The organism is Fuscibacter oryzae (genome assembly GCF_016765795.1).
In the GTDB taxonomy this organism is placed as follows: Bacteria; Pseudomonadota; Alphaproteobacteria; order Rhodobacterales; family Rhodobacteraceae; genus Fuscibacter; species Fuscibacter oryzae.
Genome location: NZ_JAESVP010000002.1, coordinates 398,471 through 421,343, shown reverse-complemented (window position 1 = coordinate 421,343; position 22,873 = coordinate 398,471). Strand labels below are relative to the sequence as shown.

22 protein-coding genes and 1 tRNA gene are annotated in these 22,873 nt (G+C 61.5%); 16 read left to right on the top strand and 7 right to left on the bottom strand.

Annotation, left to right across the window (positions count from 1 at the left end; all coding sequences use genetic code 11):
* The first annotated feature begins 19 nt into the window (after positions 1-19).
* The 6 genes from sufB to JI744_RS05265 are packed head-to-tail and all read left to right on the top strand — an operon-like array spanning position 20 to position 5,900.
* On the top strand, positions 20-1,543 hold the full coding sequence (gene sufB, locus JI744_RS05290) for a Fe-S cluster assembly protein SufB (RefSeq protein ID WP_202658641.1): 1,524 nt from the start codon (positions 20-22) through the stop codon (positions 1,541-1,543).
* 33 nt (positions 1,544-1,576) lie between these two features.
* On the top strand, positions 1,577-2,332 hold the full coding sequence (gene sufC, locus JI744_RS05285) for a Fe-S cluster assembly ATPase SufC (RefSeq protein WP_202658640.1): 756 nt from the start codon (positions 1,577-1,579) through the stop codon (positions 2,330-2,332).
* The gene (gene sufD, locus JI744_RS05280; protein WP_202658639.1) at positions 2,332-3,615 is read left to right on the top strand and encodes a Fe-S cluster assembly protein SufD; all 1,284 of its coding nucleotides are present in this window, start codon (positions 2,332-2,334) and stop codon (positions 3,613-3,615) included. Before sufC ends, sufD begins: the two co-directional genes overlap by 1 nt.
* Positions 3,615-4,097, top strand: a complete 483-nt coding sequence (locus JI744_RS05275) for a Yip1 family protein (protein WP_202658638.1) — start codon at positions 3,615-3,617, stop codon at positions 4,095-4,097. The genes sufD and JI744_RS05275 overlap by 1 nt, the downstream gene beginning before the upstream one ends.
* Entirely contained in the window at positions 4,094-4,687 is a 594-nt protein-coding gene (locus JI744_RS05270; protein WP_328756883.1) for a YIP1 family protein, read from the top strand. The genes JI744_RS05275 and JI744_RS05270 overlap by 4 nt, the downstream gene beginning before the upstream one ends.
* The gene (locus JI744_RS05265; protein WP_202658636.1) at positions 4,680-5,900 is read left to right on the top strand and encodes a cysteine desulfurase; all 1,221 of its coding nucleotides are present in this window, start codon (positions 4,680-4,682) and stop codon (positions 5,898-5,900) included. Before JI744_RS05270 ends, JI744_RS05265 begins: the two co-directional genes overlap by 8 nt.
* A gap of 12 nt (positions 5,901-5,912) precedes the next feature.
* On the opposite strand, the gene JI744_RS05260 is transcribed toward JI744_RS05265, so the two are convergent.
* Positions 5,913-7,997, bottom strand: a complete 2,085-nt coding sequence (locus JI744_RS05260; protein WP_202658635.1) for a S8 family peptidase — start codon at positions 7,995-7,997, stop codon at positions 5,913-5,915.
* A 186-nt stretch (positions 7,998-8,183) separates the two neighbouring features.
* Between JI744_RS05260 and JI744_RS05255 the strand changes: the two genes are divergently transcribed.
* From JI744_RS05255 to gph, 3 genes are all read left to right on the top strand, one after another.
* Positions 8,184-8,260, top strand: a tRNA-Arg gene (locus tag JI744_RS05255).
* 144 nt (positions 8,261-8,404) lie between these two features.
* Entirely contained in the window at positions 8,405-9,094 is a 690-nt protein-coding gene (gene rpe, locus JI744_RS05250; RefSeq protein ID WP_202658634.1) for a ribulose-phosphate 3-epimerase, read from the top strand.
* Positions 9,087-9,722, top strand: coding sequence for a phosphoglycolate phosphatase (gph, locus tag JI744_RS05245; protein WP_202658633.1), 636 nt, complete (start codon positions 9,087-9,089; stop codon positions 9,720-9,722). The genes rpe and gph overlap by 8 nt, the downstream gene beginning before the upstream one ends.
* A 15-nt stretch (positions 9,723-9,737) precedes the next feature.
* Here the strand turns inward: gph and JI744_RS05240 are convergent, their stop codons facing one another.
* Entirely contained in the window at positions 9,738-10,916 is a 1,179-nt protein-coding gene (locus JI744_RS05240) for an NAD(P)/FAD-dependent oxidoreductase (RefSeq protein WP_202658632.1), read from the bottom strand.
* A 126-nt stretch (positions 10,917-11,042) separates the two neighbouring features.
* Here JI744_RS05240 and JI744_RS05235 point away from each other — a divergent pair, with 126 nt between their 5' ends.
* Positions 11,043-11,834 carry a helix-turn-helix transcriptional regulator gene (locus JI744_RS05235; RefSeq protein ID WP_202658631.1) on the top strand — a complete coding sequence of 264 codons (792 nt, stop codon included), beginning with the start codon at positions 11,043-11,045 and terminating at the stop codon, positions 11,832-11,834.
* Between the two features lie 374 nt (positions 11,835-12,208).
* Here JI744_RS05235 and tsf read toward each other — a convergent pair whose 3' ends face one another.
* The 3 genes from tsf to JI744_RS05220 form a co-directional block, all read right to left on the bottom strand.
* Positions 12,209-13,120: a translation elongation factor Ts gene (tsf, locus tag JI744_RS05230; RefSeq protein ID WP_202658630.1), complete on the bottom strand. Its 912-nt coding sequence runs from the start codon at positions 13,118-13,120 to the stop codon at positions 12,209-12,211.
* A 68-nt stretch (positions 13,121-13,188) separates the two neighbouring features.
* Complete coding sequence (gene rpsB / locus JI744_RS05225; RefSeq protein ID WP_202658629.1) at positions 13,189-13,944, bottom strand: 30S ribosomal protein S2; 756 nt, start codon at positions 13,942-13,944, stop codon at positions 13,189-13,191.
* Positions 13,945-14,102: 158 nt separating this feature from the next.
* Positions 14,103-15,035 (bottom strand): homocysteine S-methyltransferase family protein, encoded by a 933-nt coding sequence (locus JI744_RS05220; RefSeq protein WP_236019258.1) that lies wholly within the window; start codon positions 15,033-15,035, stop codon positions 14,103-14,105.
* 196 nt (positions 15,036-15,231) lie between these two features.
* On the opposite strand from JI744_RS05220, the gene JI744_RS05215 reads away from it, so the two are divergent.
* Genes JI744_RS05215 through JI744_RS05200 form a run of 4 tightly spaced genes read left to right on the top strand, consistent with a single transcriptional unit; the run spans position 15,232 to position 18,365 of the window.
* Positions 15,232-16,122: a PfkB family carbohydrate kinase gene (locus JI744_RS05215; RefSeq protein ID WP_202658628.1), complete on the top strand. Its 891-nt coding sequence runs from the start codon at positions 15,232-15,234 to the stop codon at positions 16,120-16,122.
* On the top strand, positions 16,119-16,694 hold the full coding sequence (locus tag JI744_RS05210; protein ID WP_202658627.1) for a DUF1349 domain-containing protein: 576 nt from the start codon (positions 16,119-16,121) through the stop codon (positions 16,692-16,694). Before JI744_RS05215 ends, JI744_RS05210 begins: the two co-directional genes overlap by 4 nt.
* A 9-nt stretch (positions 16,695-16,703) precedes the next feature.
* Positions 16,704-17,612 carry a pseudouridine-5'-phosphate glycosidase gene (locus JI744_RS05205; RefSeq protein ID WP_202658626.1) on the top strand — a complete coding sequence of 303 codons (909 nt, stop codon included), beginning with the start codon at positions 16,704-16,706 and terminating at the stop codon, positions 17,610-17,612.
* Between the two features lie 57 nt (positions 17,613-17,669).
* Positions 17,670-18,365, top strand: a complete 696-nt coding sequence (locus JI744_RS05200) for a DUF502 domain-containing protein (protein WP_202658625.1) — start codon at positions 17,670-17,672, stop codon at positions 18,363-18,365.
* Between the two features lie 6 nt (positions 18,366-18,371).
* On the opposite strand, the gene JI744_RS05195 is transcribed toward JI744_RS05200, so the two are convergent.
* The gene (locus JI744_RS05195; protein WP_328756878.1) at positions 18,372-19,454 is read right to left on the bottom strand and encodes a patatin-like phospholipase family protein; all 1,083 of its coding nucleotides are present in this window, start codon (positions 19,452-19,454) and stop codon (positions 18,372-18,374) included.
* Positions 19,385-20,161: a 3-hydroxybutyrate dehydrogenase gene (locus tag JI744_RS05190; RefSeq protein WP_202658624.1), complete on the bottom strand. Its 777-nt coding sequence runs from the start codon at positions 20,159-20,161 to the stop codon at positions 19,385-19,387. Before JI744_RS05190 ends, JI744_RS05195 begins: the two co-directional genes overlap by 70 nt.
* Before the next feature lie 263 nt (positions 20,162-20,424).
* Between JI744_RS05190 and JI744_RS05185 the strand changes: the two genes are divergently transcribed.
* Together JI744_RS05185 and JI744_RS19395 are read left to right on the top strand one after the other, a co-directional pair.
* Complete coding sequence (locus tag JI744_RS05185) at positions 20,425-22,248, top strand: extracellular solute-binding protein (RefSeq protein WP_202658623.1); 1,824 nt, start codon at positions 20,425-20,427, stop codon at positions 22,246-22,248.
* A gap of 302 nt (positions 22,249-22,550) precedes the next feature.
* Positions 22,551-22,790 (top strand): low molecular weight phosphatase family protein, encoded by a 240-nt coding sequence (locus JI744_RS19395; protein WP_407927502.1) that lies wholly within the window; start codon positions 22,551-22,553, stop codon positions 22,788-22,790.
* The last annotated feature ends 83 nt before the right edge of the window (positions 22,791-22,873 follow it).

Sequence of the window (22,873 nt, the reverse complement as noted above, 5' to 3'; positions counted from 1 at the left end):
CGAAAAGGAAGGAAAAGCCATGGCTGCCCTTGATGCGCAAAGCGCCGAGCTTGAAGTCCGCGAAGGCGTGGACCGTGAGACGATTGAAACCGTCAACGCCATGGCCGGCAAATACAAATACGGCTGGGAAACCGAGATTGAGACCGAATATGCCCCCAAGGGCCTGTCGGAAGACATCGTTCGGCTGATTTCGGAAAAGAACGGCGAGCCGCAATGGATGCTGGATTGGCGTCTGGCCGCCTATGAGCGCTGGCTGAAGATGGAAGAGCCGCGTTGGGCGATGCTGAACTATCCTGAGATCGACTATCAGGACCAGTATTACTATGCCAAACCCAAAAGCATGGACGTGAAACCCAAGTCGCTGGACGAGGTGGACCCCAAGCTGCTGGCGACCTATGCCAAGCTGGGGATTCCGCTGAAAGAACAAGCACTTCTGGCCGGCGTTGAAGCCCCCGAAGGCGAGCGCCGCGTGGCGGTGGATGCGGTGTTTGACAGCGTTTCGGTGGGCACCACCTTCAAGGCCGAACTGGCCAAGGCGGGGGTGATCTTCTGCTCGATCTCCGAGGCCGTGCGCGAACATCCGGAACTGGTGCAGAAATATCTGGGTTCGGTCGTGCCGCAATCGGACAACTTCTTTGCCACGCTGAATTCTGCCGTGTTTTCAGATGGTTCCTTTGTCTATATCCCGCCGGGCACCAAATGCCCGATGGAGCTTTCGACCTATTTCCGCATCAATGCTGAGAACACCGGGCAGTTTGAACGCACCCTGATCATCGCCGACAAGGGCGCCTATGTGTCCTATCTGGAGGGCTGCACCGCGCCGAAGCGTGACACCAATCAGTTGCACGCTGCCGTGGTGGAAATCGTTATTCTGGAAGATGCCGAGGTGAAATATTCCACGGTGCAGAACTGGTATCCGGGCGACGAAAACGGCAAGGGCGGCATCTACAACTTTGTCACCAAGCGCGCCGATTGCCGGGGTGACCGGGCCAAGGTAATGTGGACGCAGGTGGAAACCGGCTCGGCGATCACCTGGAAATATCCGTCCTGCATTTTGCGCGGCAATGACAGTCAGGGCGAGTTCTATTCCATCGCAATCGCCAACAACGCCCAGCAGGCCGACACTGGCACCAAAATGATCCATTTGGGCAAGCGCACGAAATCTCGCATTGTTTCCAAGGGCATATCGGCAGGCCGGGCGCAGAACACCTATCGCGGGCTGGTGTCGATGCACCCGAAAGCCACCGACAGCCGCAACTATACCCAATGCGACAGCCTGCTGATCGGTGATAAATGCGGCGCGCATACGGTGCCTTACATCGAGGTCAAGAACAACTCTTCCCGGGTGGAGCATGAGGCGACGACCAGCAAGGTGGACGACGATCAACTGTTCTACTGCCGGTCGCGCGGGATGGATGAGGAAGAGGCGGTGGCGCTGGTGGTGAACGGTTTCTGCCGTGAGGTGCTGCAAGCCCTGCCAATGGAATTCGCCATGGAGGCGCAAAGCCTGGTTGCGATCAGCCTTGAAGGCTCGGTCGGCTAAGCTTGCCCACGGCACAGGATACATGAGGAAATGATGCTGAATATCAATAACCTGCACGTCAAACTTGAAGAAGAAGACAAGGTTATCCTGAAAGGGGTCAACCTGAATATCGGGCCGGGCGAGGTGCATGCCATCATGGGGCCGAACGGGTCTGGCAAATCCACGCTGTCCTATGTTTTGTCGGGCCGCGACGGTTACGAAGTGACGGATGGGTCCGCCAGCCTTGAGGGGGCGGAACTGCTGGAGATGGAGCCGGAAGAGCGTGCGGCGGCGGGGCTGTTTCTGGCCTTCCAGTATCCGGTGGAAATTCCGGGCGTCGGCAACATGACCTTCCTGCGGACCGCGCTGAACGCGCAGCGCAAGGCGCGTGGCGAGGAAGAGCTGTCTGCGGGCGATTTCCTGAAGCTGGTGCGTGAAAAGGCCAAAACGCTGAAAATCGATGCCGACATGCTGAAACGCCCGGTCAACGTGGGCTTCTCGGGCGGTGAGAAAAAGCGCAACGAGATCCTGCAAATGGCCGTGCTTGAACCGAAAATGTGCATCCTGGACGAGACGGATTCGGGCCTTGATGTCGATGCGATGAAGCTGGTGTCGGATGGGGTGAACGCCCTGCGCGACGGCAAACGGTCTTTCCTTGTTATCACGCATTATCAACGGCTTCTGGACCATATCAAACCTGACGTGGTGCATATCATGGCCGCAGGCCGCATCATCAAGACCGGCGGTCCCGAACTGGCGCTGGAGGTTGAGAACAACGGTTACGCCGACCTTCTGGCAGAGGTGCAGTAATGGCGCTGCCGCAAGCAAAGCAAGACGCGCTGGCGGCGCGGATCGCCGGGCTTGACCTGCCGCAGGGCGGTTGGCTGGGTGCGGCCCGTTCCGAAGCGCTGGCGCGGCTGACCGCGATGGGTTTGCCGACAAAGCGCGATGAATACTGGCGCTATACTGACCCCACCTTGCTGACCGCTCCCGGCGCTTGCGCCGCTGTCTTTGATGACAGTGACGAGCCGCCGGTGTTTGACGCGATTGACCGGCTCAAGCTGGTGTTCACCGATGGTGTCTTTGATGCCGCTGCCTCGGATAACCCGGCGTTGGCCGGGATCGAGATTGAGCGGCTGGCTCTGGCCGGCTCTGCCGACATCCATTGGGCGCAGGGCCTTTATGGCGTGCTGGAAACGCGGGGGCAAAACCCGGTTCCGCGCCCTTTGGCGGCGTTGAATTCTGCCTTTGCGACCGACGGTATCCTGATCCGCGTCACGGGCAAGGTGGCAAAGCCAGTATCACTGATTTATCGACATAAATCAGATGCTTCCGATGCCATCCTGCATCATTGCATCAAGCTTGAGGCGGGGGCGGAGCTTACCTTGCTGGAAAACGGCCCGGCGGCGGCGCGCTTCCTCAAGGTGCTGGAGGTTGAGGTGGGCGACGGTGCCCGTTTCCACCACATCCGGGCGCAGGGGCGTGACCATGAGCGACTGGCTGCGACCCATATCTTTGCCCGTCTGGGCGCAGAAGCGCTGTTCAAATCCTTTACGCTGACCGCGAACGGTCGGATGACTCGCAATGATTGCGTGCTGGAGCTGGTTGGCGATGATGCCAAGGCCCATGTTGCCGGCGCCGCGATGGGGGACCGGAGTTTCCACCACGATGATACGGTGTTCGTGACCCATGCGGCAGAGCGGTGTGAAAGCCGTCAGGTCTTCAAGAAGGTACTCAAGAACGGTGCGGTCGGGGTGTTTCAGGGCAAGATCCTGGTGAAGCCCGGCGCGCAAAAGACGGATGGGTATCAGATTTCCCAAAGTCTGCTGCTGGATGACGACAGCCAGTTTCTGGCCAAGCCAGAGCTGGAAATCTATGCCGATGACGTGAAATGCAGCCACGGGTCCACCTCTGGTGCGATTGACGAGACGGCGCTTTACTATCTGCGGTCGCGTGGGGTGCCGTTGAAACAGGCGCAGTCGCTGTTGGTGTTGGCCTTTCTGGCCGAGGCAATTGCCGAGATCGAGGATGAGGCGATCGCCGACGATATTCGCGGCCGGCTGGAGGGATGGCTTCACCGCCACGAAAGCTGATGGCGCTGGTTCCCGATATCGTCGAAAGCTGGCGCCACCCACGGTTGGTGGTTCGCCGCCATTTGGCGCGCCCGCGGTCAGAGGCCTTTGCCTTTACCTTTCTGTTCGTCTTTTTGCTGGTCGCCTTTGTCGCGCAATGGCCACAGGCGGCACGGGCCAGTTATTTGCACCCAGAGGTGCCGCTGACACAGCGCTTGCTGGCGGCGGGGCTGGGGCTGATGGCGACGATTCCGGCGTGGTATGGGCTGGCGGCGCTGTCGCGGCTGATTGCGCGGGCCTTGGGCGGGCAGGGTAACTGGTATGGCACGCGCGTCGCGCTTTTCTGGGCGCTGGCTGCCGTCAGCCCGGCGATGCTGTTGCAGGGGTTGACCTCTGGCCTTTTGGGGCCGGGGGCGCAGGCAGAGCTGGTGGGGGCGCTGGTCGCCGTGGCTTTCCTTGTCCTATGGCTTGCCATGCTACGTGAGGAGGAAGGTGCAACATGATGAATGATATGGCACTTTCTGCTTGGGATACCATCAGGCAGCCGCGTATGATGGCGCGGCGGATCATGGCGATGAACCTACCGCTTAACAGTGCGGCGACGGCGTTGCTGCTGACCGCCATTCTGGGTGCGCTGCTTTCAGCGACGACCTGGGCGCTGCTGGGAACGGCTGAAGACAACGCTTCTGCCATGGCCGACGTGTTCGACCGACCGTTTCTGCTGGCAGGAATACAGGTGTTGGTGCAGGCGGCGGCGGCTTGGCTGGCTTGGGCTGTCGGCCGTTTCTTCGGTGGCACCGGCAATCTTGCGCAGGCTTGCGCGCTGATGGCTTGGGTCGAGTGGGTGCTGGTTCTGGTTCAGGTGGCGCAGGTGCTGCTGTTGCTGGCCCTGCCACCCTTGGCAGAGGCGACCAGCCCGCTGGCCTTGATCTTGTTCTTCTGGCTGATGGCCAGCTTTATCGCAGAATTGCATGGCTTTCCAACGCTTTGGAAGGTGCTTTTGGGAATCATCCTGACCGCTGCTGCCTTGGGCGTTGTGGTCGTCTTCATTCTGGCGGCGCTGGTGGGTGCCGGGGGGCTTGCCAATGTATGATGTTGCAAAAGTGCGTGCCGATTTCCCGATCCTGTCGCGGCAGGTCAACGGCAAGCCGCTGATCTATCTGGACAACGGTGCCAGTGCGCAAAAACCGCAGGTGGTAATTGACGCGATCACGCAGGCCTATTCGATGGAATATGCCAATGTTCACCGTGGCTTGCACTATCTTTCCAACCTTGCGACCGAAAAGTATGAGGCGGTGCGCGGCACTATCGCCCGGTTTCTGAATGCGGGTGATGCGGAAGAGATCGTGTTTACCTCTGGTTCAACCGAGGGGCTGAACCTGGTGTCTTACGCCTGGGCCGCGCCGCGCTTGCAGCCGGGGGATGAGATTGTGCTGTCGGTGATGGAGCATCACGCCAATATCGTGCCCTGGCATTTTCTGCGCGAACGGCAGGGTGTGGTACTGAAATGGGTCGAGTGCGATCAGACTGGCGCGCTGGACCCGCAGGCGGTGATTGACGCCATCGGGCCAAAAACGCGGCTGGTGGCGATTACCCAGATGTCGAACGTCACCGGAACAGTGGTGGATGTTGCCGCGATCTGTCGCGCGGCACGGGATCGGGGCGTTCCGGTTTGCGTCGATGGCAGTCAGGGTGCGGTGCATATGCCGGTTGATGTGCAGGCGCTGGGATGCGATTTCTATGCCATCACCGGACATAAACTTTACGGCCCAAGTGGTTCTGGTGCCATTTATATACGCAAAGAGCGCATGGCTGAAATGCGCCCCTTCATCGGCGGAGGTGACATGATCCGCGAGGTGTCGAAAGACACCGTGATCTATGCCGACCCGCCGATGAAGTTCGAGGCAGGCACCCCCGGCATCGTGCAGCAGATCGGGCTGGGCGTGGCGCTGAACTATCTGATGGGCCTTGGCATGGCCAATATCGCCGCACATGAACGCGCAATCGGCGACTATGCCCACAGCCGCCTTTCCGGTCTCAACTGGTTGAATGTGCAGGGAAATGCACCGGGGAAGGGGGCAATCTTTTCCTTCACGCTGGAAGGTCCGGCCCATGCCCATGATATTTCGACGGTGCTGGATAAGCGTGGTATCGCGGTTCGGGCCGGAACCCATTGCGCGATGCCTCTGATGTCGCATTTCGGGGTGAATGCCACCTGTCGCGCGTCATTCGGACTATATAACACCACCGAAGAGGTGGATGCCCTGATTTCGGCGCTGGAGTTCTGTCGGGAACTTTTTTTCTGACAGAACAGCCGCTTAAAACGCGATCCTCACCGACAGTGCCCCGGCTGCCTCGGTCACCCCAGCGCGGTTGCCATAGTTCGTGGCGCGCACCAGATCCAGCCGCAGGTTCGTACGCTCGTTCAAGGGTACCTGATAGCTGAGCTTCAGGTCCATCTCGCGGCTGTCGGGGGCCAGACCCACATCCAGCGCCGACATCCGGGTGATGCCGTCAACGCTGCGCAGGGGCAGGTGGGTCGTGCCATGACCGGCGGTCACGGTGACGGGGGTGTCAATGCCAATCGTCAGGCGGTCGCCCTGCGAGAACAGGTTGCTTTGGCCCAGATCAACGCCAAGGCTGTTGAACGCAACCTGTCCGACATCGGTCAGCGCACCGCTGCCACTTGCGGCAGCAAGGCCAAACTCTGCACCGACTCGGACAAAGCCGTCCTGCCCAAGCGCCCCGCGCAGACCCAGCGTGATCGAGGCTGCTGCCGTGCCACTGCCATGCGCGCCGTCGCCAAGGCCGAACACCTCGCCGCCATCGCGCGTCAGCTTCAGCCCCAGGTCAAGCCCGCTGGTCCCGTCGCCAAAGTGCCGGGTCACGGCAAGGCCCAGGCTGCCATCGCCCCCCGCAGGCAACAACACGCGGACCGAGATCGGGCTGTCTGCCGCCTCCATCGCCACTTCGGTGCCGCGGAAGGTGGCAAAGCCCTCAACCCCGGCGTCAGCAACGGCGCTATTGCCGCTGACCGCCTGCCGACCATTTTCGGCAAGCCGCGCCGACAGCGCAACCGGAGCGGCGGAAACCGACAAGACCTTGGCAGGAACAGAAAAGTCACCGGCCAGACTGTCAACCACTGTCATGGTCTGGCTTGCCAGACTGGCGGCAACCGCATCGCCAACGCCGCTGCCACTGAATACAGTTGCCTGGGGCAGGGGGATCGCCTGCCCGTCCACCGAAAGCTGTGCCACGCCGATCGGCATCAGCGCCGCCTTCACATTCAGGAACCCATGGCCGTATTCGGTGCTGTAATCGTGGAAAAACCCTGGAGCCAGTTCGGTAGAGCCGTCAGCGGCAAAGAAGCCATTATCTGCCGCAGCAAGTAGCCGGATACGCAGTTGATGGGGCGTAAGCGATGGAAACGCCTCGGCCAAAAGAGCAAGCGCACCAGAGACTTGCGGTGCTGCAAACGAGCTGCCGGTGGCAAAATCATAGGCGGTGTTGCTTGTCGCCTGCGCGCCCGTCCAGGCGCCATCCGCAACCAGACACCATTCGGCCGCTTCCAAACAGCCTGCCGAAAGACGGGTCGCCGACAAAATTTGTGTGCTGTCAAAGGTCGGAACCGCATTTCCCACCGCCAGCCAGCCGTCTTGCAGACTGCCATCGAACATCGGCAATGCGGCCATCAGGTCAGAATTGGTATCCGTCTCGTCGTTTGACAGGGCAAAAACCACCACGCCTTGCGCCGCATAGGCCCGCAAGGACGCAAGATAGGCCAGATCGGCCTGGCTGGTGAAAAAGTTGGACAGGCTGGTCTGGTTGACCGGCGTATTGGTGTAGCCCCAAGAGTTGTTCCAGGCGACAGCGCCCATCTGCAACGCTCGCGTACCAGTTTGGGCGAGCAGGGAGGTCGTATCAAACGCCCCGACAATTAGGTCTGCCCCCGGAGCCACGCCGGTCATTTTGGCAGAGTTTCCCGCCGCGACAGAAGCCACCATCGTGCCGTGATCATCCGGCGAAATCTGGCCAGTGATCGTTACAGACTTGCCTGAAAACACCTCATGCCGGGTGTTGAAACCGCCATCCGAGACCGCGATGGTCTGCCCCTTGCCGGTCAGGCCCACCGCATGGGCATAATCGATCCGCGCGGCCGCGAGAGGGTTGCTGGTATATTCCACGCTGGGGGCGCTGGAAAAGTGCCAGGTCGATTGTTGCAGCACATAGCGTGCCGAACTGCGCACACCCGATGCGATGCTTTCCCAAGGCGAGAAGTCCAGCACATAGTATGACCCCAGCGTGCCAGACCCACCGGGTGTCAGCGGCGGCAGATCCGTTCCACCGGCAGAGCCACCACCTTTGCAGGCACCTAGCGACAGAACAGCAAGAACGACAACCATGGGGCGAATAGACTGGGGCATGACAAAATCCAGCATTGAACGGAACGCAACAAGAATCATGTTTTAGACAATCGCAGTCTTTCGACGAAGGGGTTTTTCACGCGTCCGTGATTTGTTGCAGTGGTGCCTTGATCAATGTGCTTCGGGGTTGCGGCGATGAGGATGACCGCTTATAGGGAGCGATAGGCACCCATAGCTCAGCTGGATAGAGCGTTGCCCTCCGAAGGCAAAGGTCGCACGTTCGAATCGTGCTGGGTGCGCCAATCCCCCTTAATTCGTCCTAATAGCAGAGTTGATTGTCTTAGCCTATAGTATTCGCATAATCACTATTATGTAATATAAATACCAACCAACACTGGCCCAAACCGAACAAAAGCGTTAGAAACCGCAAAAAACGAGGACTCGCCATGTTCGACCGTTCTATCAAGATCGCTCCATCTATCCTGTCCGCCGACTTCGCCAATTTCGGCGCCGAGTGTCGCGCGATCGAGGCGCAAGGCGCTGACTGGGTTCATGTCGATGTGATGGACGGTCATTTCGTGCCGAACCTGACCTTTGGTCCGGCGACCTGTGCCGCGATCCGGCCGCATATCAAGGGCACCATGGATGTGCATCTGATGATTGCGCCGGTTGATGCCTATATCGAGGCTTATGCCAAGGCTGGTGCAGACGTGATCACCGCACATCTCGAGGCTGGTCCGCATATTCACCGCACGATGCAAGCCATTCGCAGCTATGGGAAAAAGTCTGGCCTTGCGCTGAACCCCGGTACTGGGTTGGAGGCTGTTCCTTATCTGCTGGATATGGTGGACCTGATCTGTGTGATGACGGTGAACCCTGGCTTTGGCGGCCAGAAGTTTATTCACAGCCAGTTGGACAAGGTGCGTGCCTTGCGCGCGATGATCGGCGACCGTCCGATCCATATCGAGATCGACGGCGGTGTCACGCCCGAAACGGCGCCTTTGGTTGCGGCTGCCGGTGCGGATGTGCTGGTGGCAGGCTCCGCCGTGTTCAAGGGAGGTTCTGTCGATAATCCAGCACCTTACGGTAATAATATCAGGTCGATCCGCGCCGCTGCGCAGGCAGCAAATGGCTGATCCGGTTCTGGTTTTCGACCTTGACGGCACGCTGATCCATTCCGCACCAGAAATCCATGGTGTTGCCCGCGATGTACTGGCACAGGAAGGTTTGCCAGAGCTTTCGTATGAGCTGATCACCTCTTTCGTCGGCAATGGCCTGCCAACCTTGGTCAGCCGGATTCTGGTCCAGCTTGGTCTGCCCGGCACTGGCGAACAGCATCACCGCATGGTTGAACATTTCGAAAGCATCTATCAGCAACGCTTTGATCTGACATCGCTCTATCCGGGCGTGATGTCGATGCTGCACGATCTGTCCGGGCGCCACCGGCTGGCCATCTGCACCAACAAACCCCAAGCCCCGACCCGCGCCGTTCTGGCACATTTCGGGCTGACGGATTTCTTTTCGGTGGTCATTGGCGGCGACACCCTGCCCCGGCGCAAGCCAGACCCCCTGCCCTTGCATCAGGCCATCCGCGATTCGGGCGGCGGTGATGCGATTTTCGTCGGTGACAGCGAGGTGGATGCTGATACCGCCCGGAACGCGCAAATTCCCTTTGCGCTGTTCACGGGCGGTTACCGCAAGACTGCGGTGGAAGACCTTGGTGCGAAATGGATTTTTGATCACCACGATGAGTTCAGGCCCTGACCGGGCCTGAGCCTGTCACACGATGGCCAGTTCCAGAAATGGCCGCCCGGCAATCACCCGCTCAATTGACAGCTCTGACAGATCAAGGCTTTGCCAAGCTCCGGTAAGGATATGTTCGGCGGTGCCCCGGCCAATGGCGGGCGATTGTTGCAAGCCATGGCCGGAAAAGCCGTTCATGAAGAAAAAGTTGGGCACATCCGGGTGCGGGCCCAGCACCGCGTTCTGGTCCAGCGTGTTGTAATCGTATTGCCCCACCCAATGGCGCACCACCTTGACCGCATCAAAGCCCGGTGCGCGGTTATAGACCTGCTCCCAGATCACATCTTCAAACAGATGAAGATCGGGCTCGAAGTCATTGGGATCACAGGGGCCATCACCCTCTGGCACGGTGGCGATGATCCATTGGCCATGTTCGGGCCGCATGTAATAGCCGGTGTCGATCAGCAAGGGCGCATCCGGGTGACGCGCGTTCGGGGCATCGATCACAAAGACGGTGCGCTTGCGCGGCTCGACCGGCAGCGATAGGCCGGCCCAAGCTGCCACTGTCGCGCCACGGGTTCCGGCGGCATTCACCACCACACCGCACTCAACCTTTTCGCCCGTGGCCAGCCGCACCGCCGTGACCTTGCCGCCCGCCATATCAAGCCCGACCGCCTCATCCTTGATGAACCGCACCCCTTGGGCGCGGGCGGCGTTGCGGAACCCGGCCAACAGGCCCATGTTGTCAAACCAGCCCTCATCGCGCGGGCCAAAGCTGCCTGCGGTCACGTCACCAACCTCCATCCAGGGATAGCGCGCCTTGACTTGATCGGCGCTCCAGACCTCGGTCGCAGCGCCATGATCACGCTGCATCGCCGCCAGATCGGCCAGCAAAGCCGCCCCTTCTGCCGTGCGGGACAGGAACAAATAGCCGTTTTCCTTTAGTCCAAGCGAGGGAATACCACCGTCCGGCCCCAGCCTGTCTGAGAAATTCCGAATAAAATCAACTCCGAACCGAGAGATTTCAACATTCGTCGCGTGGCTGAACTGCTGACGGACCGATGCCACCGACAGGGCGGTGGCCGAATGGGCATAGGTCGGATCGCGCTCGATCACCACAACCTTCAAGCCCGGCTGCATCCGCGTCAGCCACCACGCGCAAGAGGCCCCCATCACCGCGCCGCCAATAATCGCGACGTCAACCCGTTCCGTCATTTCCGCCACCCTGTTGAACGGCCTCGACAGACCGATACGACAAGGAATAGACTTGCCATGGGATGAGGACAACCTGCGCAGCAATTACGCATCCGCAGATGTTGTCATGGAAAGTATGAGGCAAAGTTGACAGGTATTCTGTCACTTCTGACGCGCATCGCCGAGGCGCGCACTGTGCATGATGTGTGGAGCCTCGCGGTTCCGCATTTTGCTGGCTTGGGGTTTTCGCGGGTCAACTATGGCTTCACCCTGTATCGCGGGCCGCGCTCGGTTGGTGACCCGGATGACGCGCTGTTTCTGACCAGTTGCGACACCAGCTATGCCCAGTTCTATTTCCGCAACGGGTTCTTCTCGAAAACGCCTGCCTTCCGCTGGTCTCTGAACAACGTCGGTGCCTGCACCTGGTCTTGGGTTCGCGAGGCGTTTCTGGCGGGCAAGCTGACTGCGGAAGAAGCCGATACCGTGCGCCAGAACCTTGCCATGGGAATCGTGGCCGGGGTTACGGTCAGCTTTCCCGAAAACTCGACCCGCGCCAAGGGTGGGCTGGGTCTGATCGCCGATCCGGGGCTGGACCCGCCAGCCGTGGACCGCATCTTTGCCGAAAGTCAGGGAGAGATTCTCTCGCTGTCCCATATGATGCACCTGCGGCTGACCAGCCTGCCCTTTCCCACAGCGCGCCGTGCCCTGACCCAACGCCAACGCGAGGCGCTGGAATGGGTGGCGGACGGCAAGACCACGCAGGATGTGGCTTTGTTGATGCAGATTTCGCCTGCCATGGTGGAAAAGCACCTGCGACTGGCGCGAGAGGCGTTGAGCGTGGACACCACCGCGCAGGCTGTGGCCAAGGCCGCGATGATGAACCTGATCTTCAACGAACAACCCGAGCTGCCGGGTGCTGTCATGGTTACGACACGCTAAGGTAGGGAATCCCCCACTTCCAGATTTCATCCCGCGGTGGAAGAGTGATCTTCGTTCCGTGAGTGATGGCTTCGGCCAGGAACAAGCGGGCGCATCGGTCATGTATTTTCATGGTGGTGCGTCGGTTGTCTGGGTCGCTTCCCGCGATCTCTCCCTGTCGGTCGTCTTGGCCCATTATGGCCAGAGATGTCGGAAATTGCCGGGCACCCTCATCCCCAAGGGCCTGGCAGACGGTGCGGTCCCCCAGGTCCGCACCGTTTTTTTATGGCGGGCGGCCTACTCGGCCTGATGCCGGCCAATCAACGCAAAGCACGGCGCCAAAGCAAATGGGCCGGTGCTTGCGCACCGGCCCCCTGCCCCGCAATTGCGGTAGATCAGCCCTGAAGCGCCTTGGCCACTTCGGCGGCAAAGTCTTCGGTCTTCTTCTCGATGCCTTCGCCAACGGCGACGCGGGCATAGCCGGTGATTTCAACGCCCGCGTCCTTGGCCGCAGCTTCCACGGTCAGGTCGGGGTTGATCACGAAGGCTTGGCCCAGCAGCGTGTTTTCCGACAGGAAACGCTTCATCCGGCCCGGAATGATGTTGTTATGGATCACAGCATCGGGCTTCGGCTTGGCCGAGGCGGCGTTTTCTTCCAGCGCCTTGGCGGTCTGCACGGCCAGCTCACGCTCGACCAGAACCGGATCAAGGGTGGCTTCCGACAGCGACAGCGGCGAGGTGGCCGCGATGTGCATCGCGAACTGTTTGCCGATGGCGGCGGCCTTGTCAGCCGGGCCTTTCAGCGCAACCAGCACGCCGATCTTGCCCATGCCTTCGGTCGCGGCGTTGTGGACGTAGGACACCACGGTGTCGCCTTCCAGAACGTGCAGACGGCGGAAGTTCAGGTTTTCGCCGATGCGGGCAACGGCTTCCTGAATCACGGTCTCAACCGTTTTGCCGTTCAGGTCAGAGGCTTTGACAACCTCAACCTCATCGCCGGTTTCCAGCGCAACCTTAGCAACTTCGCGCACCAAAGCCTGAAAATCGGCGTTCTTGGCGACAAAGTCGGTTTCCGAGTTGATCTCGACGGCAACGCCCTTGCCGTTCGATACGGCAACGCCCACCAGACCTTCGGCCGCAACGCGGTCGGCCTTCTTGGCGGCTTTGGCCAAGCCCTTGGTGCGCAGCCAGTCAACAGCGGCGTCCATGTCGCCGTTGTTTTCGGTCAGCGCCTTTTTGGCGTCCATCATCCCTGCGCCGGTCGATTCGCGCAGTTCTTTCACCATCGCTGCGGTGACTGTGGTCATGTGAGACTCCTGAAATCGGATGTTGCCCGGCGGAATATCCCCGCCGGGTGACAGCCCCGTGACGGGCCTTAGGCCTCGACGGCTTCTTCTTCGGGTGCAGCTTCCAAGGCACCCAGGTCAACGCCGGCAGCGCCCATCTGGGCCGACATGCCATCCAGAGCGGCGCGGGCCACGAGGTCGCAATACAGCGCGATGGCGCGGGCGGCGTCGTCGTTGCCGGGGATCACATAATCCACACCCTTGGGCGAGCAGTTGGTGTCAACCACGGCCACAACCGGGATGCCCAGCTTTTGCGCTTCCAGGATGGCCAGGTCTTCCTTGCCAACGTCGATGATGAACAAGAGGTCCGGGGTGCCGCCCATTTCACGGATGCCGCCCAGCGAAGCTTGCAGCTTTGCCTGGTCGCGTTCCATGCCAAGACGCTCTTTCTTGGTCAGGCCTTCGGCGCCCGAAGCCAGCTGTTCGTCGATCTGCTTCAGACGCAGGATCGAGTTCGAGATGGTTTTCCAGTTGGTCAGCGTGCCGCCCAGCCAACGGTGGTTCATGTAATACTGTGCGCATTTTTCAGCGGCTTCGGCGACGGGCTTTTGCGCCTGACGCTTGGTGCCGACGAACAGGATGCGGCCGCCCTTGGCGACGGTGTCACGCACGACCTTCAAGGCGGCGTCCAGCATCGGGACGGTCTGGGTCAGGTCGAGAATATGGATACCATTGCGGTCGCCATAGATATACTCGCCCATGCGGGGGTTCCAGCGTGCGGTCTGGTGGCCGTAGTGAACGCCAGCTTCCAAGAGCTGACGCATGGAGAACTCGGGAAGAGCCATGCTCGTATCCTTTCCGGTTTGAACCTTGGCAGGTGATCTCAGGGTTTCCCCCAACCGGTGGACCCTACGGGATTTCTCCCCGCAAAAGCCCGCACCTGCCTGTGAAGTGCGTGCCCCTTACTCTGGCCCGATCAGGAACGCAAGCTGAAACCCCCGGATTACTGGCATTTATGGCCGATGGCCGCCACATGACGCAGGTCGGTGCCGCAACATCCGCCCAGCACACGCAGACCCGGCAGCTTGCGGCGCAGATCGGCGTAAGCCACCGCCAGCTCTTCGGGGTTGCCGTCATCCAGATCCGCTGCCTCGTCCAGTTCGGCATGGCTTTGGCGTGAGGCATTGGCGCGGATCACCCCGACCCGTCTGATCCAGTCGCCGCGCAGATGGGCCGCGAAATGGTCGGGATGGGCGCAGTTGATGCCATACCAGACCGGATAGCCCCCGGTCGCGGCATCGGTGACACCGATTGCCTCTTCCAGCGTCTGCCCGCCGATCAGCCGCCCATCGGTTTCCACAGTGAACGACAAAGCCACCGGCACGCCCACATCTTGCGCCGCCTCGGCAATACCGATCGCCTCTCCGGTCGAAGAGATTGTCATGGCGCTGACCATATCCACGCCCGCATCGGCCAGAACGCCGACCTGCCGGTGGTGATAATCAAACGCCTCATCCGGGCCAAGAACGCTGTCGGGGTGATAGGCATCGCCATGCGGGCCGATCACGCCATTCAGGATCGCCGCCCCATCGCCATGGGCGTCGCGCAGCGCCTGGGCAAAGATCACCGCTTCCCGGTTGATGCGGTCAATATCCATCGGCGACAGGCCCATCACCTCTCCCCAACCCTCACTGGCGCGCCAAGTGGCGGTATCCAGCACAAAGCCCATATTCAGCATCGCCGCCTGATCCAGAAAGCCGGTGAAATAGCGGCGCATCGCTGCCGCGCCCTCGGGGTTGGCCAGCAGGGTGAAAGAGGCGAACTGCGGTAGCTCCATCCCTTCGAGAAAGATCATCGCAGTCTCAAGGCCGCCATCGGTCAAATGCAGGCGGTCGCCCATGCGGGCCAGCAAGGCCGCAGTCGCTTCGCGTGACATATCTTGCCTCCCACGGCCCGGTTGCGCGGGAATGGGCCGGGTGGGCCACGCCCGGCATTCCGGTCTGACACATTCGGCTACGGGTCTGGCACAGGACAGTTCATTTGAAAGGTTATCACGAAAACCGCCAACAATCGACGGGTTTGGCTGGGGCTTGCCCCTTGCGCCCGCTGTGCCCGTCGGGCGATGAAGGGGGATGACGCCAGACATCCTGTGCATAGGTTCGGTCCTGTGGGACATCATCGGCCGCTCGCCCTCGTCCATGCGGCAGGGGGCGGATGTGCCGGGCCGCATCACCCGCCTGCCCGGCGGCGTGGCGATGAACATTGCCATGACACTGGCACGGTTCGGCCTCTGCCCCGCCATCCTGACCGCCGTCGGTCGCGATGCCGAAGGGGATGAGCTGATCGCCGCCTGCGCCCGAATGGGCCTGATCACCGATCACGCCTATCGGTCGGATGACCTGCCGACCGACCGTTACATGGCGGTCGAAGGCGCGAACGGCCTGATCGCTGCCGTGGCCGACGCCCATTCGCTGGAAGCTGCGGGCGACAAGATCTTGCGCCCCTTGGCCGATGGTCGCCTTGGCACGGCAGAGGCCCCTTGGCCCGGCCCCATAGCGCTGGACGGCAATCTGACCGAGGCCCTGCTGTCGGAAATCGCTATCTCTCCCCTGTTCGCCGCTGCCGACCTGCGCGTGGCTCCCGCCAGCCCTGGCAAGGCGGAGCGCCTGCTGCCGCTGATGCGCCACCCACGCGCGACACTTTATGTAAACCTTGAAGAAGCGAACCTGCTGACCCGGGGCCATGCCGACACCGCCGCAGCGGCGGCAGAGGCCATGCTGGCGCGCGGTGCCGCGCGGGTGCTGGTGACCAACGGTGGCAAAGCCTGTGCCGAGGGCACCCAAGGCGCAGGTGTCCTGACCGACGCCCCGCCCCCGGTCATGGTGGCACGCGTCACCGGGGCGGGCGACACGTTCATGGCGGCCCATCTGGTGGCTGAACGTAACGGTGCAGGCCGCGCAGCGGCCTTGCACGCCGCCGTCACCGCCGCAGCGATCTATGTTTCCGGCGAGATCGGATCATGAGCCAATTTTCCGGCATGACATGGCTGAACCCGCCCGCCACAGCCACCGAAACGGCACAGGGCCTGGCGGTCACCACCGCTGCCAACACCGATTTCTGGCGCGAAACCCATTACGGTTTTACCCGCCATTCGGGCCATGCCTTGTTGCAGCATGTCACGGGTGATTTCTCTGCCGAAGTTACGGTGCGCGGCAAGTATGAGGCGCTTTATGATCAGGCGGGCCTGATGTTCCTCTTGGATGATCAGCACTGGATCAAGGCCGGGATCGAGGTGACAGATGGGCGTGCGGTGTTTTCCACCGTTGTCACCAATGGCCGATCAGACTGGGCCACTATGCCCCTGCCCTTTGCCCCCAGCCCGGTCCGCCTTCGGTTGACCCGGCACGATAGCGCGATCCGCGTTCAGGTGGCCGACCCTGCCGGTGGCTGGATCATGGCGCGGCTGGCCTATATGCCGCTGCGCGATCCGGCACAGGTGGGGCCGATGGCCTGCTCACCCGAGCGCGGGGGCTTTACGGCCCAGTTTTCCGATTATCTTTGCGGCCCGTCCATTCCGCGCGCCCTGCATGAGTGAAAGATCAACATGACCCTGCCCCTGACCTTCTCGCCCGAAGTGGCCAAGGCCCTTGCCGATGGTGCCCCCGTCGTGGCGCTGGAATCCACCATCATCACCCACGGGATGCCGTTTCCTCAAAACGTCGAAACCGCCCGGCTTGTCGAGGCGGAGGTGCGCGCCCATGGGGGCGTGCCCGCGACCATCGCCATCATGGCGGGCCGCATTCATATTGGCCTGACCAGCGAGGAGCTCAACTCTCTGGGTCAGGCGCAGGGGGTGGCAAAGCTAAGTCGCGCCGATCTTGCTGCCTGCCTTGCCACGGGCGGCATCGGCGCGACGACCGTGGCCGCGACGATGATCTGCGCGGCCCTTGCCGGCATCAAGGTGTTCGCCACCGGCGGTATCGGCGGCGTGCATCGCGGCGCGGAGACCAGTTTCGACATTTCGGCCGATCTGCCAGAACTGGCCGCCACGGCGGTTACGGTGGTGGCTGCGGGGGCCAAGGCCATTCTCGACCTGCCTAAGACACTGGAATATCTGGAAACCTCTGGTGTGCCGGTCATCGCCTTTGGGCAAGATGATTTTCCGGCCTTCTGGTCGCGGTCTTCGGGCCTGAAAGCGCCCCTGCGGATGGACACGGCGGCACAGATTGCTGCCGCCCATCAGATGCGCGGTGCGCTTGGTTTGCCCGGGGGACAACTGGTCGCCAACCCGATCCCGGTCGAGGCAGAGATCTCCCGACAGGAAATCACCCCCGTCATCGAACAGGCACTGGCCGAGGCTGCGGCCCAAGGCATCGCCGCCAAGGCCGTGACGCCCTTTTTGCTGGACCGGATGTTCCAAATGACCCAAGGGCGCTCTCTTACCGCCAACATCGCCCTTGTTCTGAACAACGCGCGGCTTGCGGCGGCAATTGCGCGGGAACTTGCCGCTTGACCCATTGTCGCGGCAATGCAGCATGCCTAGATTGACCCCGTGCGCGGAGGCTTGCCGATGAGTGAACCCGAACCCCAGCGTCGTTCCCTGCTTGGGGCGCTGCGATCCTCGTTCCTGACGGGGCTGGTGGTCGTTCTGCCCGTGGGGCTGACGATCTATGTGGTCTGGGGCGTGATCGGCTATATCGATGGCTGGATTCTGCCCTTGATCCCCGCGCCCTGGCAGCCAGAGGCGGTCATGCACCGCATCTTTGGCCCCGAAGCGAATTTTCCGGTGCGCGGTGTGGGCGTGCTGGTGTTTCTGGTCTTCACCGCCATCATTGGCTGGCTGGCACGCGGATTGCTGGGTCGTACATTCGTGCGACAGGCCGAAAACATCGTGGACCGGGTGCCCCTGGTCCGCTCTGTCTATTCGGGGTTGAAGCAGATCACCGAAACCTTCTTTGCCAAGAAGGAAAAAAGTTTCGAGCGGACCTGTCTGGTCGAATTCCCCAAGCCCGGCAGTTGGGCGGTGGGCATGGTGTCATCGCAGCCCAAGGGCGAGATTGCCGCAAACCTGCCAAAGGGTGAAACCATGGTGGCGGTGTTCATCGGACTGACGCCGCTGACCTCTGGCCTCTTGGTGTTCGTGCCAGAGCGTGAGGTGATCTATCTGGACATGAAAACCGATGATGCGGTCAAGCTGGTCGTCTCGGCCGGTCTTGTCTATCCTGTGCAGAAAGATCAGATGGTTGCGGCGCTGGCGGCGCGGTAAACCCTTTTACCGGAAAAGTTTTTCCACATCGAACGACGCTTCCACACCGATCTTGTCGCCATGGCCCGACACAAACCGCCCCGCCGCCTGCCGCCCCGCCTGATGCAGCCTTTCGATCAGCCGTGGCCCGGCGATCAGCTTGCTGCCTGCCGACAATTCCTGCATCAACGTCTCGTCAGAAATCAGATGCAGCCGCACATCCTTCATCTGCCCCGGTTCGACCTGACCGCGCCCGATCAGGCGGCGGACAAAGGCGATGGCGCGCAACTCTCCCAAAAGGGCGGCGTTGAAACTGATTTCGCTGACGCGATCCTCTATCTCCAAGGGTGTCATCGGCAAGCCGCTGCGGTCAAACGGGTTGATCGAGACCAGAACCACGTCATCCGGAAGGCCGGGTTCATATAGCGGAAACAGCGCCGGGTTGCCGGTAAAGCCGCCGTCCCAATAATGCTCTCCGCCAATCTGCACCGCCTGAAACACGGTGGGCAGGCAGGCGCTGGCCAGCAGGGCTTCGGGCGTCACCTCTTGCCCGGCAAAGATGCGGATGCGCCCGGTGCGGACATTGGTGGCCCCTATGGCGATTTGCGGACCGTCGGTGTTGCAGACCTTCGAGAAATCCAGTCGCTCCACCACCGGACGCAGCGGGTTCTCATAGGCCGCGCCCCAGGCATAGGGGGTGACGAATTGCGCCGCGATTCCGGCAATCGAGATCGGCAAGGCGCTGGCGGTGAAATCGGCCATTGCGGTTGCATAGGGCAGGAAGGCCTTCATCCACGGCACAAGCCGCATATCTCCGACCTCGGCCACATCCGACCACAGCCGCGCAAGGCTGGCGCGCGCGCCCGCATTGCCGCCCTCGATCAGCCCGGCCTTCAGCGCCGCCGCGTTCAAGGCCCCGGCAGAGGTGCCGGAAATCGCCGCCACCTCAATGTCCGGCTCTTCCAGCAGCCGGTCCAGCACACCCCAGGTAAAGGCACCATGGGCGCCCCCACCCTGCAGCGCCAACGAGATGCGGCGCATCACATCGCCGTCCAGCCGCCATCCACGCTGATGGTCGTGCCGGTCACCTGATCGGCGGCGGGCGAACACAGATACACCACCGTGCCGCCGATCTGTTCCACCGTGGCAAACTGGCGGCTGGGCTGGCGGTCCAGCATGACCTCTCGGATCACGGTTTCGCGGTCCATGTTATGGACCTTCATCTGGTCGGGGATCTGCGCCTCGACCAGCGGGGTCAACACATAGCCGGGGCAGACCGCGTTGCAGGTGATGCCCTTGCCCGCAACCTCCAGCGCCACGGTTTTCGACAGGCCCACCACACCATGCTTGGCCGCCACATAGGCGCCCTTGAACGGGCTGGCGGTCAGACCGTGGGCCGAGGCGATGTTGACCACCCGCCCCCAGCCCTTGGCCTTCATGCCCGGCAGCGCGGCGGCCGTGGTGTGAAAGGCCGATGACAGGTTGATGGCGATGATGGCATTCCACTTTTCCACCGGAAATTCGTCAATCGGCGACACGAACTGAATGCCCGCATTGTTCACCAGAATGTCGCAACCGCCCGCCTTTTCGATCAGCGCCCGGCAGTCATCGCCCTTGGACATATCGGCGGCGATATAGCGGGCGGAAACCGCATGTTCCGCGCCGATCTTTTCGGCCAGCGCATGATCCTCGGGCCGGTCGGTGAAACTGTTCAGCACCACATCGGCGCCGGCGCGCGCCAGCTCGATTGCAACGCCCAGACCGATGCCGGAATTGGACCCGGTGATGATGGCGATCTTGCCCTTCAGAATGGCCATGGAAGCCTCCTATTGCTGTCGGGCAGAGACTACATGCTGCATCTGCAAAGGGAATGCACGACCCTGCGATCAGCCAAAAAAAACGCCGGCACAAGGCCGGCGTTAAGTCGTTGAGGCAGGTTTCATACAGGCAAGAAACCTATCGAGCAGTGGGTTCTATATACGCCGCCTTTCCGGGCAATCCAAGCTAAAAGTTTGAATTGCCACGAAAGCCGCCGTAACCTGCCGGCCAACAAAGTCACGTCAGAAGGATTTCGGCAGGGATGGAAACGCAGTTTTTCTTGGGCAGGTTGGGCCGCGCCATCGCCGTGTCGATTCTGTCGCTGGGGCTGGCGGGGGCGGCCATGGCCGAACCGCGCCACGGCATAGCTATGTATGGCGATCCGGCCCTGCCACCCGATTTTGTGTCCCTGCCCTATGCCAACCCCGATGCCCCCAAAGGCGGGCAGATCGTGCTGGGGGTGAACGGCAGCTTCGACTCGCTCAATCCCTACATTGTCAAGGGTTCTGCACCCGAAGGGCTGGGTGCCCTGACGGTCGAGACGCTGATGGGCCGCAGCTATGACGAACCCTTCACGCTCTACGGTCTGCTGGCCGAATCGGTGGAAACCGACCCAGATCGCAGCTGGGTGCAATTCACCTTGCGCGAAAACGCCCGATTCTCGAACGGGATGCCCGTCACTGTCGAAGATGTGATCTGGTCGGTCGAAACCCTGGGCACCCTTGGCCAGCCCCGCTATCAGACCGCCTGGAAGGCGATTGCCAAGGCCGAACAGACCGGCCCGCGCAGCGTGCGGTTCACCTTTACCGGCACCAACCGCGAATTGCCGATGATCCTTGGTCTGCGCCCCATTCTGCAAAAGGCCGATTGGCAGGGCAAGGATTTCACCGCCACAACGCTGGTTCCGCCCGCAGGCTCTGGCCCCTATGTGGTTGATCAGGTCGAGGCAGGCAAATCCATCACCTACCGCCGCAATCCCGATTGGTGGGGCAAGGATCTGCCGTTCAACCGCGGCCTGTGGAATTTCGACACCATCCGCTATGAGTATTTCGGCGATGGGCTGGTGTCGTTTGAAACCTTCAAGGCCGGGCAGATTTCGGTCTATCGAGAGACCAACGCGGCGAAATGGGCCGACAGCTATGATTTTCCGGCCGTTGCCAGCGGCGCGGTGATCAAGGTTGAAATTCCGCACCAACGCCCCTCGGGCATCGAGGGGCTGGCCTTCAACCTGCGCAAACCCCTGTTTGCCGATTGGCGGGTGCGCGAGGCGCTGACGCTGGCCTTTAACTATGAGCTGGTGAACAACACGCTGAACGCGGGCGCCCTGCCCCGGATTTCCTCGTACTTCGGCAATTCGGCGTTGGCGGGCGATGTGGCGAACCCGGCACAGGGCGCGGTGCTGGACCTGCTGACACCTTATCAGGCCAGCCTGCTGCCTGGCGCGGTTGATGGCTATGCCCTGCCCCCTTCGGATGGCAGCGAGGGCAACCGCAAGAACCTGCGCAAAGCGATGGCGCTGATGGAACAGGCGGGCTGGACGGTGGGCAGCGACGGCATGCTGGTTGATGCCAAGGGCACACCCTTTGCCTTTGAAATCCTGCTGCAAACCGGGCAGGACGATGTGATCACCGCCGCCTCGATCTATGTCGAGGCGCTGAAGCGGCTGGGGGTTGCGGCCAAGATCACCACCGTCGATTCCGTGCAATACAAGGAACGCACGACGAATTTCGACTTTGACATGACGCATTACGTTCGCTCGCTGTCGCTGTCGCCGGGAACCGAACAGTTGCTTTACTGGTCCTCTGCCGGGGTTGATCAGGCGGGGTCGCGCAACTGGATGGGCATCGCCTCGCCCGCCGTGGACGGGTTGATGCAGACGATGCTGACCGCGCAGACGCCGCAGGCCTTTGCCCAGACCGTGCAGGCGCTGGACCGGGTGCTGACCTCGGGGCGCTATGTCATTCCCTTCGGTTTTTCGCCGGTTTCCCGTCTGGCATATGACCGCAGGTTGCATTATCCGGCGAAATTGCCGATCTACGGCGATTATCCGGGCTTTCTGCCCGATGTCTGGTGGTATCAGGAATGAAGAAACTGGCACTTCTTGCGCTGTTGGCGCTGTCGGCCTGCAACACGGTTGCGGGCGCGGGTGAGGATGTTTCGGGCGGCGCCCGCAAGGTTCAAGGCTGGCTGGGCGGCTGACGTATCGGCCCCGGCCGTCGCAAAACCGTTGCACCCTATAGATAATCGGGGGCGCCAATCGCAGCGCCCCATGAATATCCTTGCTCTTTGCACCGGCAATTCGGCCCGGTAGATCCTGCTGGAAGCCATTCTGAACCAGCAGAGCGCTGGCCAGGTGACGGCGTTCTCCGCCGGATCGCAACCAAGGGCATGGTGCATCCACAGTCGCTGTGGCTTTTGGCCGACAAAGGCTATGTCCCCGCAGGCCCGCGCTCGAAAAGCTGGGATGAGTTTGCCGGGCCAGCCGCGCCGGGGATGGAGGTGGTGATCACCGTTTGCGGATCTGCGGCGGCAGAAGTCTGCCCGATGTGGCCGGGCACGCAGATCCGCCCCATGGGGCGTGGAGGATACTGCCGCAGCCTCCGTCGCAGAACAGCCTGCGGCCTTTGATCTGACCTATCACCTGTTGCCGTCCAAGGCGGCCGCCCTGTTTGCCTTGCCGTTTGCGACACAGGAACCCAAGGCGCTGCAAG